General features: G+C 38.6%; 7 protein-coding genes. 5 read left to right on the forward strand and 2 right to left on the reverse strand.

Annotation, left to right across the window (positions count from 1 at the left end; all coding sequences use genetic code 11):
• Positions 1 to 136: 136 nt before the first annotated feature.
• Together BBI00_RS08765 and BBI00_RS08770 are read right to left on the reverse strand one after the other, a co-directional pair.
• On the reverse strand, positions 137 to 6,037 hold the full coding sequence (locus tag BBI00_RS08765) for an alpha-2-macroglobulin family protein (protein WP_065398402.1): 5,901 nt from the start codon (positions 6,035 to 6,037) through the stop codon (positions 137 to 139).
• A 10-nt stretch (positions 6,038 to 6,047) separates the two neighbouring features.
• A complete protein-coding gene (locus tag BBI00_RS08770) occupies positions 6,048 to 11,939 on the reverse strand; it encodes an alpha-2-macroglobulin family protein (RefSeq protein WP_065398403.1) in 5,892 nt (1,963 codons plus the stop codon).
• 18 nt (positions 11,940 to 11,957) lie between these two features.
• On the opposite strand from BBI00_RS08770, the gene BBI00_RS08775 reads away from it, so the two are divergent.
• The 5 genes from BBI00_RS08775 to BBI00_RS23285 all read left to right on the forward strand — a co-directional run bounded on the left by BBI00_RS08775 (position 11,958) and on the right by BBI00_RS23285 (position 15,046).
• The gene (locus tag BBI00_RS08775) at positions 11,958 to 12,713 is read left to right on the forward strand and encodes a UbiA prenyltransferase family protein (RefSeq protein WP_065398404.1); all 756 of its coding nucleotides are present in this window, start codon (positions 11,958 to 11,960) and stop codon (positions 12,711 to 12,713) included.
• 3 nt (positions 12,714 to 12,716) lie between these two features.
• Positions 12,717 to 13,796 (forward strand): DNA replication/repair protein RecF, encoded by a 1,080-nt coding sequence (gene recF, locus BBI00_RS08780; protein ID WP_065398405.1) that lies wholly within the window; start codon positions 12,717 to 12,719, stop codon positions 13,794 to 13,796.
• Positions 13,793 to 14,476, forward strand: coding sequence for a hypothetical protein (locus BBI00_RS08785; protein ID WP_065398406.1), 684 nt, complete (start codon positions 13,793 to 13,795; stop codon positions 14,474 to 14,476). The genes recF and BBI00_RS08785 overlap by 4 nt, the downstream gene beginning before the upstream one ends.
• A 1-nt stretch (position 14,477) precedes the next feature.
• Positions 14,478 to 14,771: a hypothetical protein gene (locus BBI00_RS08790; protein ID WP_065398407.1), complete on the forward strand. Its 294-nt coding sequence runs from the start codon at positions 14,478 to 14,480 to the stop codon at positions 14,769 to 14,771.
• A 107-nt stretch (positions 14,772 to 14,878) separates the two neighbouring features.
• Positions 14,879 to 15,046 carry a hypothetical protein gene (locus BBI00_RS23285; protein ID WP_165602505.1) on the forward strand — a complete coding sequence of 56 codons (168 nt, stop codon included), beginning with the start codon at positions 14,879 to 14,881 and terminating at the stop codon, positions 15,044 to 15,046.
• Positions 15,047 to 15,069 lie beyond the last annotated feature (23 nt).

Raw genomic sequence — 15,069 nt, forward strand, 5'->3', positions numbered from 1 at the left:
ATAATTTTTTTAATTTATACTACCCAAATTCCAAAAACCATTCCAAAATTAAACAATTGTTTGATTTATCGATTTAATTCTATTTTTATTTGAAATCTAAAAAAAACTGCAGTAAAATTACTGCAGTTCTTATACATTATTCTGAAATGGTCACATTAGTTCCTTTGGTGTGAGCATTCATCTGTGGTGCATAATAATTTTGCATCGTCGTAATTCCGTTGGAGAATTTTCCTGATGCATTAGCTACCACATCGTATTCAAAAACATATTTTCCTTTCGGCATATACTGAATATAGAAATTGGTAGAGGCATCTTTTGTCGACTGATAATACCCTAAATTATTTTTCCACTGATAACCTGACAGGGCGTCTGTAGGTTCAAACCCTGCAGCACGCATATCTTTAATATGGATAAATTCCATCGCTCTGTCTGTATTCAGGATCATTCTTACAGTGACCTTATCTCCTACTTTCAACGGAGTTTCTGATGAAATTTTCTGAAGTTCTTCCCCGTTTACTGTTTTTACTTTTTTGTAAAGTTCTTTGGTTACGGAAATATAATTTTCAGAAGATTTTATCTTATCCAGATCCTCATAATACTGCCAGAATAAACCACCCTGAACAATTCCCGGACCTGGTTTGGTAACAGTAACTGTTGCCAGGTTTTTGTCTATAGTTTCTGTTTTCACGGCAGATTTTACGTAACCTGTAGCCTGAGTCTGATGAGCCAGTTCTTTTCCGCCCCATACAATTGTTGCTTTGTCGCTTTCAGCTCCTGTCCAGGACTTCCCTGAATTCAGAATGGTAAAGATCACTTCGGCTGTTCCTCTTGAGCTTCCCCATGCATTCACTTCTTTCTGGGTAACCAGCCAGATCTTCATGTCTTCTATAAACTTCTGATCGGCAGGTCTCAGTGTATTGAATGCTTCCAATGCTCCTGCGTGATTCACCACTTTGGAACCAAACCATCCCCAGTCATTTAAATTCTGCTTCCAGTATACTCCCTGTGTTTGGGTATCTGTAGAAGTTTCTTTAAGATAGGTCATCAGTTTACCGGAAACGTCTTTCAATCCGTAATCATTCATCAGCAGTGCTGCACGGTGCAATCCGAAGAAAGTAAAGTCTGTGATTTTAGCTGTTTTTGCCTTTTGTTTTACCAAAACTTTCAGCGCAGCACCTTTTCCTTTCAAAGGATATTGTTTTTCCCAGTAGTTGCGGGTATCCAGATAATCAAGCGTCCAGTTGGTCCAGATGTTTTTGCTTTTCACATCAGCATATTTGTTGATTTCGTTATCCAGATACTGAATCAGTTTTGTAACCAGTTCTTTTTGGTCTGCACTCTGATAATCTTTCACATTATCTTTTAACCAGGTATTGATCTTTCCTAAGTTTTTAAGGATATATAATGATGTTCCGTAAGAGCTCGGATAGCCTGCATACCATGAGAAACCTCCGTCCGGATTCTGCAGTTTTCTGAAATCATCCCAATCCTGGCTGATAGAATTTCTCATCGTATTGGCATCAAACAATAGTGCCAGTTTCTGCATCTGCTCGCCTTCATTTTTGCTTTCAAGCACCCAAGGGGTTTCTTCCAGTAGCAGCTGTTTCAGCTCCTGATTTTTCTCAAGGTTTGAATTCAATAATCCTTTGTTCTGATATTCTTCAAAAACAGTTTTCATCTTCGGATTGGCTTTAAAGATTTCAGAAGCCAGCACATCGGCAAACCATTTATTGAAGATTACATCGGCAGAATTATTCTGATCGTTTTTCAGGCTTGGAAGTGCAAACATAATTTCCCAGATCGGATTAGTTGTCAGTTCCAGGGTATTGGAAACGTTAGAAGCCGTTGCAGAAGTATTATTTTTAAGGTTATCCAGAACAAATGTTTTGGTCTCTCCTTCCTTCACAAATACCGGAACGGCATCCGTTACCAGCATTCTGTTTGGCAGTACCGCTACAGCCTGTTGCTCACCGTCAGAATATGCCCCTGCTTTTGCAACCACTTTCAGAATGATGGATGACACATTATCCGGAACTTTCAGTTTCCATGTAAGTTCCCCGTTTCCATTTTCATTTAAACTGAAGTTTTGTACACCTGAATTCACTCCAAATTCTGAAGAGATATTTTCATTGGTGAAAGCATCCAGAATTTGTAATTCTGCTGAACCGCTTAACTTCTTATCGGTAAGGTTTGATAATTTGGATTGCAGGTTCAGTTCGTCACCTTCTCTTAAAAATCTAGGATAGTTTGGCGTTACAGAGAATTCTTTCTGGGTTACCACCTCTTTTTGAAGGGTAGCAGCCCTGGCATCTCTGGTGTGGGCCAGGAACATCAGTTTCCATTTGGTGAGGGCTTCCGGAGAAGTGAATTCAAAGTTGACATTCCCTTCGGCATCGGTTTTCAGATCCGGATAGAAGAAAGCAGTCTCATTCAGGTTCATACGAACGGCCACTTTTTCCAGACTTTCCTGGTTTTGCTGTTCTTGTGGGAATGCATCTACTTTAGGTGCATTTACAGGAGCAGGAACAACATTCTGAATAGCTACAATTCGATCTTCAACAGCAGCACTCTTCATGGCCACACTAGCTTTCCTTCCTGTCGAAGATGGTGGTGGCGGCGGTGAATATGCTGCATTCATCACACTTTCCGCTGCTGCTCCTGCTGCATATCCTTGTAAAGCTATAAAATTATCCACTCCATCAAACCAGTTAAAGTCAGGAGGCATGATATAATTCTCATTGAAATATCTCATTTTCTTCTGATAGGTTTTTTCCTCCAGGTAGTTTCTGACAGCATAGGATGCAATTCTTCTGTATGGAGCATAGAGCCTGTTCCATTTATAGTTGTTCACAGCAAACTGATCCAGAGACATATCATACATATTCGCCAGTACTTCGGCATTGATCTTCTCTTTGTCATTTCCGGTTACCTTTACCGTCCATTTCTCTTTTGCATTAGGCTCCAGCTTATCTCTGAAAGTAACGGTTTCTATTTTTAAAGGGCTCTCGGTATCTTTTATTTTCAAAGTGACTGATTCTGTATTCACATCATTGAAGGCCACCATCTGAAACTGAAGGTTCAGATCAGAAACACTTTTATCTTTAGGAATGTCAGCCATATATTCCAGAACTCCTTTTTTCAGAGGAAGAGTTTCTGAAATGGTTTTTCCTGATCCGTCCTGTACAAAAATATTTACCAAAGCATCAGGAATCGCGGAAAATACATATACTTTAGCTTTTTCTCCCCTTGATACCTCTCCCTTAGGTGCAATTACGGTCAGGAATGTTTTCTGAGACGGTTTCAAAGCTCCTTTATCCCAGATACTGAAATATTGAGAAGATTTTATGGTGTCTTTTCCTTCGATATTGAACAGTTCAAGCTGATAATCTCCTGCGTCCAGTTTCCCGAGGTCAAGAGATTCCTCATTTCGCGTTGCTCCATTCAGAATAACAGAAGAGGTTTTCCAGTTTTTGATCTCATCATTCTTATCAAAAAGGTCATGCGGGAATTTGCTGATAAACTCTTCTTTTGAATATTTCGGCAAATCCTGAATCTCTGCTTTAAAGTTTTCTCTGAAAATCCTGTCCGGAGCCGCCAGTTTTGACAGTTTTACCTGATAGGATTTTTTAAGGTTCTGTTCGTTATAGTTTTTGGTTTCTACCTTTAAATTTACATTTTCGTCACTGAATGCATTTTTAATGTCATCTGCTTTGATGTAATGGGAAACTGAAGCCACTTTTAACTGTGTTTCAGCAGACTGTGTTTCACCGTTAATGTCTGTAACGGAAGCATTGACCTCATAATTATCGATCTGTATTCCTTCCAGGTTTTCATCTTTTTTAAGATCCAGACGAATCACAAATTCCCCTTTTTCATTGGTTTTCGCTTCACCCAGAATTGAATTTTCATTATCATTATCCTGTGGGTACCACCAGAAATAACGCCATCTGATATTTCGTTTTTTGATCTCGTAGTTTACTGTAGTATTGCTTAACGCTACTCCTGAGAACATTTTTGCTTTTCCTTTCAGTTCTATGGTCTGCCCATATTTGTATTCCTCTTTTACAGGATCAAAGCTTACTTCAAACTTAGGTCTTTTGTATTCTTCAACCCTGATGTCCTTATACCCTCTTGGCTCTCCAACTGTTCTCAGATAAAATACCCCGTTCAGCTTTCCTTTGGGAAGAATGAAACTGCCGTGGTAAGAACCAAATTCATTGGTTGTGAAGTCCTGTGAAGACACTTCCTGTCCATTGACATCCTGCAGGTCAATTTTCTGCTTCAACCCGGAAACCACGGCCTCCACTTCATTTTCTATTCTGGTATTGATGACTTTAAAGTAAACAGTCTGCCCAGGACGGTAGATCGCTCTGTCTGTAAAAATCTGTGCCGTGGAACGGGTCTGCCTGTTGGGGTTATAATTGGCATCATATACTGTATTTCCGTATACCTGCATGATCTGGAAATCATTTGTTTCAGGCTGTTGAATCAGATAAGTTCTGTAGTATTCTTTACTGGCAGTGGCAGGAAATTTAAAAGTTCCTTTTTCATTCGTTTTACCTTCCAGCTTGTTCAACGTTTTGCCCGAAACAAATTCATAGAAAGTAATATTTTTATTGGTGGCCGGTTTTCCGTTTTCACTGTTTACCAGTTTCATTTCATCGGAAAGCGGATTTCTGTCTGTTTTAGACTGGTAAATAATTCTGTTTCCGGAAACCAGGAAGTAAAAGTTCTGTCTGGAATCCCTGTCTTTTGTATCTGCTCCGGCAACGGTATATTCAGCCACATATACTCCTGACGGAAGCGGTTTGATCTCCAGTGATGTTTTATGAAGCTGATAATCTTTAGGGTCAGACAGCTGATAGGTTTCTTTTCTTACCAGATTTTTTTTAACTTTTGCAAATGTATTGGAATAGGGATTCTGCACATACTGCATCAATGAGGTAAAGTCTTCTTTTACTTCATAAATATTCAAAGAGAATTCCGTCACATTTTTGTATTGTGCTACCAAATGAATGGGCAGGTTGCTTTGGGTCTGAGATTCATATTTAATCGTCAGTAAAGGATTGACAGTCTGCTCTTCCCTGGTTTTAATGTTTTCAAGATAGGGAGATTTCGGATACTGGCTTTTAGCCTGGGCAGCTGTTTCGAGTGCTTCTTTGGCTTTCTTTTTAGCAAGAAGTTCGTCCATAATATCTGCCATGATGATCACTTTATAATCTCCGTTTTCACTGGATTTCAACAGATTCTGAAGCTGCTCCAGTTTATCTTTACAGGAATTTGCCTCACAGTTACGGATCAGCTTTTCCTTCATAAAATACAGTTTCGGATTGCCTGAGTTCTGAGCGATCAGATCATCATAAATAGCATTGACCCTGGTACGGTTTTCTGCAAGTTCATTTTTCGTCCATAGAAAACCTGATGATAAAAAGTCTATTCTTTTCAGGGAATACCAGTCAGACAATGTAGGGAAAAAAGCAATATCTTTATTTTCAGAGAACAGGCTGCTGTATTTTTTCAAAGCAATTTTTCTCATTTCCTGTTTCTGCAGATCAAGCTCCTGATAAGTTTTTTGCAGGTAGTTTTTAAAATCAAGCTTACTCCATGTTTCAATCTGGGAAATATCCTGGGAATTGATATTAGTTCTTCCGTTGATTCTCCACATATTCTGCTCATAGTAATTGATAAAGAAGGTACTCAGCAGCACCTGGTACACCAGTTTATCTTCTCCTTTCAGTTTCCCTTCCGTTTCCTGGAGTTTTTTGAAAAATTTTGATGCCGAATCATTCTGCTCGTCATCTACGGTCTGATTGACCACATTGAATTCCGCTTTCAGGGAGCGGATCAGCTGAAGTGCATTATTTTCTTTCATAGCCTGCTTTTGTATGTCTAAAATAATGGGAAGATTAGATTTATAGGCTCCTTTGCTGCTATTTTCCATAATCTTTTTCCATTGCCCGTCGTAATACTGCTGTGCATGCATTTTAGAACATAAGCTAAAACACAGCAACACCATCAATAATCTGACATTTCTCATCTGTATCTGTTTATTTTTTAATTTCTAATTGATCTCCTTTCGTTCTTGCATTCATCTGAGGTGCATAATAATTCTGCAGGGTGGCGAAACCACTGGAGAATATTCCTGAAGCGTTGCATACCAGATCATATTCAAATACATATTTTCCTTTCGGCATGTAGTAAATATAAAAGTTGGTAGAAGCATCTTTGGTTGCCTGGTAATACCCCAGATTATTTTTATACTGATAGCCGGAAAGCACATCTACAGGCTCCAGCCCGGCTGCTCTCATATCTTTCAGATGCACATACTGCATCGGACGGTCTGTATTAAGGATCATCCTTACGGTAATCTGATCTCCTACGGTGAGCGGGCTGTTCTCTGTAATTTTAACCAGCTCCTCACCATTGGTGGTTTTTATCTTTTTATAATATTCTCTTGTCATGGAAAGATAGGTTTCTGTAGGTTTTACATTTTCAAGGTTCTCGTAATATTGCCAGAACAATCCACCTTGTGCAATTCCCGGGCCGGGTTTTGTTACGGTAACCTCACCCAGCTTTTTGTTGACCTTATCAGAGTAGACCGCCTGCTTCAGATAGCCTGTTGTTTTTGTCTGCGGAGCCACTCCCTGACCGCCCCAGATGATCGTAGCTTTATCTGCTTCAGGAGTTGTCCATGATTTTCCTGAATTCATGAAGATATAAATAATTTCAGCCGTTGTTCTGGAATTCCCCCATGAATTGGTTTCTTTCTGGGTAGCCAGCCATACTTTTGATTCTTCAATAAAATTAACATCTTCCGGCGTCACTTTATTGATTGCTTCTATAGCTCCTGCATGATTGACGGCCTTGGATTCATACCAGCCCCAGTCATTAAGGTTCTGTTTCCAGTAAGCGCCCTGCGTTTCTGAAGATACGGAAGTTTCTTTAAGATATCTGATCAGTTTTTCAGATGGGGCTTTCAGTCCGTAACTGTTATAAATAAGCGCTGCCCTGTGAAGTCCGAAGAAGGTAAAATCTGTAATTTTAAATTTATCTGCACGGGTAATAATTGCTTTTTTCAGATTGGCTCCGGTTCCCTTCAATGGATATTCTTTTTCCCAATAGCGTCGTGCATCCAGGTAATCCAGTGCAAAGTTGCTCCACGGAGTATCTTCATTTTCTTTCCAGTGGGTATTGAGTTCATTGTCTATATACTGGATCAGGGCAGATACCATATTGTTTTGCCCGGACTGGTATTCAGCTATTCCTCCTTTCAGCCAGTCATTCATTTTCCCAAGGTTTCTGAGGATGTATAATGAGGAAACATAGGAGCTTCTGAATCCCGGCAGCCATGGGAAACCTCCGTCCCCGTTCTGATACTGTAAAAGAACCTTCCAGTCACTGTTGATGGATGCCTTCATTGCATTGACTTCAAAAAGCCTTGAAATCCTGTTCATTATTTCAGTCTCAGATTTTGCATTCAGTACCCAAGGGGTCTCTTCCAGCAATACCTGCTTCAGTTCCTGGTTTTTCTCAAGGTTGCTTTTCAGGAGGTCTGCACTTTTATATTCATCAAACACAGCTTTCATTCTTGGATTGGCTTTAAAGATCTCAGTTCCCACGACATCTGCAAACCATGTATTGAATATAGCATCAGAAGTTATATTGAGGTGCGTGCTCAGATCCGGAAGAGCAAAAAGGATTTCCCAGACCGGATTGGTTTTTAATTCTAAGGTATTGCTGATATTTTCTACGGTTTCTGAAGTATTATTTTTAAGGTTCTGAAGGGTAAATGTTTTGGTCTGTCCTTCTTTCACAAAGATAGGAACAGCATCAGTGAGCATCATCCTGTTTGATAATACCGCTACCGGAATCTGTTCCCCGTCAGAATATTCCCCGGCTTTTGCCACTACTTTGATGATGATGGACGAGGCTTTACTGAACGGCGTTTTGATCTTCCAGCTGACCACGGAGTTTCCGGTATCTTTGACGTCAAAATTCTGCACGGCTGAGCTAATTCCGAACTGCTGGGAAATATCCTCATTGGTTTCAGCATTAAGGATCTGCAGGGAAGCCGCACCGGACATTGCCTTATCTGTAAGGTTGGATATCTTGGTCTGGAAGTTCAGCTCATCCCCTTCTCTCAGGAATCTCGGATAATTCGGGTTTACGGAAAGCTTTTTCTGGGTGATGATATCTTTCTCCAGCACTGCCGTTCTTAAATCTGCAGTATGGGCCAGGAACATCAGTTTCCATTTTGTAAGGGCTTCCGGGGTTGTAAATTCAAAGCTTATGTTTCCATGGGCATCGGTTTTCAGATCCGGGTAGAAAAATGCTGTTTCATTAAGGTTCTGACGGGCTTTCACTTCTTTCAGATCTTCTTTCTGTTTTTCCGGCGCCGCTTCTTTTTTATCTTCTTTATCTTTTATTCCATCATTGTCAAAACGTCCTCTTTCGCTTCTTTCACTGCTTACTTCAGCTGCAACTCTATTCAAAGGTCTTGGACAGCCTTCGTAAGACTCAAGTCCCGGAACGGTAGGACATGCATCACGCATATCATCTATTCCATCACCGTCTGTATCTACAGTCAGTCCATATTTTAACATCAGCTGATAAAATACATTTTTGTCAAACCAGTCGAACTTCGGAATATAAACCCCTTTAGTTTCTTCATATTTTACCTTCTGATCATATTGCAATGTCTGCGTCAGGTTTCTGATATTGTAATCTTCAATCACATTTACCGGTATGATAGTTTTTTCAAAGCTATAAGTATTGGGAACGAATTTATCTAACGATTTATCATACATATTGGCCAGCACCTCAGCCACTACTTTTTCTTTATTTCTTCCTGAGATCCTGACGCTCCATTTTTCTTTCGAGCCCGGTTCCACTTTATCTCTGAAAGTCGTCAGTTCAATCTTCAAAGGATCTTTTTCATTTCTGACAATCATGTGGGCATACTGATTCTGCACATCATTATAAGAAGCCAGTACAAACTGAACATTATATTTTGTGATGTTCTTTTCCCCTGATACAGGAAAGGTATAGGCCAGGACTCCGTTTGTAAATTTCTTTCTTTCCATTGTCTTTTTTCCCTGCCCATCCTGTAAATAGATATTCACAAAGGCATCGGGAATGGCAGAATATGCATACACAACGGCCTGAGAACCTCTCACGACTTCTCCTTTCGGGCCTACTACTTTTAAAAACGGGTACTGATTTTTCCCGAGTCTTTTTTTACTCCACACATTAAATTCCTGCTCCACTTTTATGGTGTCTTTTCCTTCAACATTGTATACCAGAAGTCTGTAATTTCCGGGATCAAGTTTTCCCAGATTCAGTTCTTTACCTTCCTTTGTATCCTCTATTATGGTTTTAAGAATCTCCCTGTTTTTAAGGGTTTCAGACTGATCATAACGGTCATGTGGGAATTTTTTCAGGAATTCATTCCTGGACATTACAGGAAGGTTCTGCACCTTCTGTTCAAAATTATTTCTCAGGACCCGGCCGGCCTCCTTAAGCTGTACAAGTTTTACTTTGTAATTTTTATTTACGGAAATATCATTGTAGTTGAAGGCTGTGACTTTAATTTTCAATTCATCCTCCGCAAAAGTCTCTTTTATTTCATCTGATTTTAAATAATGAGAAACTGAAGCCACCTTCACATCGGTTTCGGCTGCCTGGGTTTCGCCATTGATGTCTGTAGCCGAAGTTTTTATTTTATAGTTGTGGACCTGTATTCCCTCTTTATTTTCATCTTTTTTAAGATCGATCTTAATTACAAATTCTCCTTTTTCATTGGTTTCAGCTTTTCCAAGGATCGAATTTTCATTACTATAATCATACGGATACCACCAGAAATATCTTTGGCGTATGTTTTCTCTTTTAATCTCATAATTAACATTGGTATTACTCAGCGGAATTCCTGAGAAAGTAGCCACCTTTCCTTTCAGTTCAATGGTCTCACCATATTTATAATCTTTCCTGATGGTATCGAAAGTGATCTCAAATTTAGGACGTTTATATTCTTCTACAGAGAAATACTTACTGCCAAGTACACTATTTGCTCCATAGTAGCCGGAGACTTCAATCCTGAAGTGACCATTCAACTTGTCTTTTGGTAAAACAAAGCTTCCGTTATAAGCTCCGAATGCATTGGTAGTGAACTTCCGGGAACTGATCACCTGGCTGTTGGCATCATACAAAGTTACCGTCTGCTCATTGTTTATGATAAGTATTTCCTTTTTTTTCTCTTTATCCGGATAGGTAGATATACCTTTAAAATAAACAGTCTGTCCGGGTCTGAAGATCTGCCTGTCCAGGAAAAACTGGGTATGCGGGTAATAATAGTCATAAGATCTTGCAAAATAAGGGCTTATTACAATATTATAATCATTGGCTGCCGGATCATAGTACAGGTAACGATAGGTATGATACCCTATTTTTTCTGAAGTAAATCTGGCCAGATTATCTGTGGCAATCATCAGTTCTGTTTCATCTATGTCTGAATAATCTCTGAAATCATATTTAAAAAGTTTCGTATTGGGCTTTAATTTCCCGGTTTCCCTATCCACCAGAATATAGTCTTTATTTTCGTTATAAACCACACTGGAAGAAGTGACGATAAACATAAATTTTGAAACTTCTTCTCCGTTGATATATTCCCCAAGATACATCCCTTTCGGAAGTTCTTCTACCTCAAGTGCTGTGCTGTATTCAAAATAATCTTTTTTGTTGGGAAGCGTGAAGGTATCTGTTCTTACCAGGGTTTTATCTATTTTACTGTATTCTTCATTGCTGAAATATTGCTGACCATAACCAAAATAATTCAGATATTTCAATTGTTTTATTACATCATTGATCTTATATATCTTAAGAACAAAATGGTCTGCATTCTTGTGATCAGCGACTATCTGAATAGGTTTTCCAGGCTCGTTATGGGTTTCAAAGAAAAGGGAAACCGAAGTGGCTTTGATCTGTTTTTCCTGCTGGGTGATGTTGGTAAGAAACTTTGAACCGGGATATTCTTTTTTCATCTTATCAATCAGCTCTACAGCCTGGATAAATTTTGATTGTCTCCTGAGCTCCTGAACGATATCTCTTACGATGAGAATCTTGTAATCTCCTTTTATAGAAGAATTCACCAGTGCGATCTGTTTCTCCAGAAATTTTTCATCTTTTTTGGCCGTATTCTCATAGATCAGTTTCTGGTGCTGGAAGTATAGTTTTGAATTACCGGTATTGAAATCAATCAGGTTCTGATACAAAGCCAAAATAGCGGTCTGGTTTTCCTTTAATTCATCTTTGGTGAAAATATAACTGTTATTCAGAAAATCAATATTTTTTTTAACCTTCCAGTCATAGAGTGTGGGGAAAAACTGAAAGTCCCTTTCATTTTCGAAAGCATCTTTGTATTTCTCCATGCTGATTTTTCTGAGCTTATCTTCAGATGTGGTGAGCTCTGCAAACCTCTTCAGGTAGAAATTTTTAAAATCGAGCTTTGTCCATTCCTCTATTTCTGAGAGGTCACCTTCAGCAAGATTCATGCGGCTTTCGATGTCCCATTTTTTAAGGTCATAATAGTTCTCAAAAAACTCCACCTCCAGTACTTTAAAGAAAAGCAGGTCGTCATTTTTCAGCCTTTTATTCATATTGCTGATCTTGGAAAAGAAGACGGAGGCATAATCATTTTTCGGGTCATCCTGAGTGTCTTTGTACACTGCAAACTCAGCCTTCAGGGATCTGATAATTTCCGTAGTATTGCCTTCAGCTACAGCTTTATTCTGAATTTCAAGAATAAGCGGCAGATTGGATTTGAAAGTCCCGTTCTGATAACTCTCTGCAATTTTCTTCCACTGCTCTTCATAAAACGCCTGTGCATGGGAAATAATGCACAAAAAAGCAAAAAAGAGAAGAACAGATTTGGAGATGATTTTCATAGGTATTAATTTTGATAAATGAATGTTTTAAAAATACTCAAAAAATACATTATAGACAGCCAATTGTATGTCTCTTTAATGGGAACTCTTTTTGCAGTATTTTTTATGAAGGAGCAAAACACATTCCGTTTTCCTACTGTGCTTCTGATCTTTATCACCTATTTCAGCGGTTATCTCTACACAAAATATCAGTATACAAAGTATTTTTTAAAAATTGTTGTTTTGAATGCCATAGCCGGAATGATCTGTGCCTTCCTGATTATTCACAATCATAATGAAATACGGCTTCTGAAATGGTTCATTATCGTAGTACTCGGATTGCTCTACAACAGCTTTTTTCTTGAGGTCTACATCCGGAAAATCCCTTTGCTGAAGGTTTTTTACGTAGGTCTGGTCTGGGCATTGGTCAATTGCTGGCTTACCCTTCCTGAGTTCAGCGTTCCTATTTTTCTGATCAGTTTTTTCTTTATCACAGCACTCGTTCTCCCGTTTGATATCCGGGATATGAAAAGTGATACGGTAAAGACTTTCCCCATGCTGATCGGCGTTCAGAATACAAAGTATATTGCCTATACACTGGTTTTCATCAGTAGCATCATCAGTGTCTTTTATCTTCAGATACAGTATGCCACCGCTTTTTTTATGGCCTGCATCACTACCTATCTTTTTATTTATTTCTCTGAGAACAAAAGAGATGACGCTTATTTTTCATTCGGGGTAGAAACTTGTTCGGCACTTCCTTTTTTATTTTTACTAATAATGGAGTATTTTTGACAAATGATTATCAAGAAGCTTTCCGTTTACAATTTCAAGAACCATTCAGAAAAGAAATTTGAATTTTCCCCGCAGATCAACTGTTTTGTAGGGAATAATGGAGTGGGAAAAACCAATATTCTGGATGCGCTGCATTATTTATCCGTAGGTAAAAGCTTTTTGGGAAATACCGACCTCAACAATATCAAGAGTGAGGAAGATTTTTTCACCATCGATGCTGAGATCAGGAATGAAGACAGTGACGACATCATCAGAGTTACCCAGCCGAGAGAAGCCAAAAAGGTGATCAAAAAGAATGACAAAAGCTATGACAGGCTTGCCGACCATATCGGATATCTGCCAAGCGTTATGATCTCGCCCTATGATTCCAATCTGATTTCAGATTCAGGGGAAAGCAGGCGTAAGTTTCTGGATGCCATGATCTCCCAGACCGATTCTGAGTACCTTTTTGACCTCATCCAGTATCAGAAAACGATTCAGCAAAGGAATGCCTTACTGAAATATTTTGCCAAAAACAGAACCTGGGACAAAGATTCACTGGAGATCTATGATGACCCTATCATCCGTTTCGGAACCAAGATCTTTACTAAAAGAAAAGATTTTGTACAACAGCTGAATCCTATCGTTCAGAATTTTTACCAGATCATTTCAGGGGGAAAAGAATCCGTATCTGTACTCTATGAATCCCACCTGCTTGAAGATTCCTTTGAACAGCTTTTAAAAGAAAGCCTTGAAAGAGACCGTATGCTGACGTATACCTCCAAAGGAATCCATAAAGATGACCTTCTTTTTGAAATGGATCATGTCCTGATCAAGAAAATCGGTTCCCAGGGGCAGCAGAAATCGTTTCTCATTTCCTTAAAACTGGCACAGATGAGCCTGGTAAAGGAACTGACAAAAAAGACTCCCATTCTGCTTCTTGACGATATATTTGATAAACTTGATGATACAAGGGTTTCACAGCTGATCGAATTGGTCAATAAGGAAAGCTTTGGGCAGATCTTTATTACGGATACGCATAGAGAACGTACAGAAAGTGTAGTTAAGAAAATCAATGAAGAAAGTATAATCTTTGAGATATGATACAAAAAATATTCCTTATCCTGCTTTCATTCTGCTTCGCTTTTTCTTTCAGCCAGAAGAAAAAGAAAAAACCTGCAGATCTGCTGGCAGAATATCATAATTATCAGATAGGTTCTCTCAACAAGAATTTCAAGCCCGTCCCTCTTCATAAAAGAATAGATAAATTTCCATTCAGTAAGGCGGCCCGGGTAAAAATTGTTTCTTATAATCTGAATTTAAAGAAAAGTGCCGCAATGTCTTACACTCCTCCTCCGCCACCTCCCAAAACAAAGGAGGATTCTATCAGGCTTACAAGATATTACGACAGTATTAAAAAAAATAAAGATTTTGAATTGAGAGAAGCTGTTGATCATTCAGATTTTACAGGAATTCAGGAATCCAGAACATTAACTTTATCAGAGATTTCTGAGCTTACGGATGTTATCTATAATACCTGTGAAAAATATAATATAGGGTTTGTATCTACCAGAGGATGTTTTTTTCCAAGAAATGCCATCCTTCTCTATGATGAAAATGATCATATTTTCGCTTATTTTGAAATTTGTTTTGAATGTTCCGCGATAGAATCTTCTCCAAGAAAAATGCTGGAACCTTTAGAAACCTGTGAATACCTTTATCCGGAGTTGGAAAAGTTTTTTAAAAGCAAAGGAGTAAGCACTCAATTTATAGAGAGAAAATAGTATGAAGAAGAAAAAACGTGAATATCAATCGTCTGAACTGGTAAAGTCTTTTGCCAGGATTTATGGTTTTGAGGATAAACTTGTGGCATTTGAGATCAAGGATTTTCTTGAAGATTATCTTGATGAGAGCCTTTTTAAAGAGATCCGCAGTGTGAATCTTGAGAACGGATGTATCATCATTAAAATTGATTCTCCATTACTGAAGCATGATTTCAAAATGCGTAAAGGTTTCTATCTGAAGAAGTTCCAGGACAAATTCGGGGCGGATCAGTTCCATGATCTTCAAATTTTGTAAAGTTTCCTTTATTCATCAAGGTTACAGGAAATTTATTTTTAAAATAATTGGGTTTAGTTCGAAATTAAGTGATATATTTAAGGTACATAAATTAAATCATATTTACCATGAAAAAAGTACTTAAGTCGAAGAAATTATCAAGAGAATCATTAAAAAAAGTTCAAGGTGCAGGAGGGCAAATGGTGTGTTGTGCCGTAAGCTGTATAGATATGACAGGATGTGGCTTTTGGGAGCAATTGCCAGCAGAATGCCCGGAACTTCCTTATTGCGTGTAATCAATACTTATTTCATAGAAAAA

It is taken from the genome of Chryseobacterium arthrosphaerae (assembly GCF_001684965.1).
In the GTDB taxonomy this organism is placed as follows: domain Bacteria; phylum Bacteroidota; class Bacteroidia; order Flavobacteriales; family Weeksellaceae; genus Chryseobacterium; species Chryseobacterium arthrosphaerae.

What these genes read in the sequence shown, in the direction of transcription:
- BBI00_RS08765 (WP_065398402.1), bottom strand. Translation starts at nt 6,037, where the DNA reads ATGAGAAATGTCAGATTATTGATGGTGTTGCTGTGTTTTAGCTTATGT.
- BBI00_RS08770 (WP_065398403.1), bottom strand. Translation starts at nt 11,939, where the DNA reads ATGAAAATCATCTCCAAATCTGTTCTTCTCTTTTTTGCTTTTTTGTGC.
- BBI00_RS08775 (WP_065398404.1), top strand. Translation starts at nt 11,958, where the DNA reads ATGAATGTTTTAAAAATACTCAAAAAATACATTATAGACAGCCAATTG.
- recF (WP_065398405.1), top strand. Translation starts at nt 12,717, where the DNA reads ATGATTATCAAGAAGCTTTCCGTTTACAATTTCAAGAACCATTCAGAA.
- BBI00_RS08785 (WP_065398406.1), top strand. Translation starts at nt 13,793, where the DNA reads ATGATACAAAAAATATTCCTTATCCTGCTTTCATTCTGCTTCGCTTTT.
- BBI00_RS08790 (WP_065398407.1), top strand. Translation starts at nt 14,478, where the DNA reads ATGAAGAAGAAAAAACGTGAATATCAATCGTCTGAACTGGTAAAGTCT.
- BBI00_RS23285 (WP_165602505.1), top strand. Translation starts at nt 14,879, where the DNA reads ATGAAAAAAGTACTTAAGTCGAAGAAATTATCAAGAGAATCATTAAAA.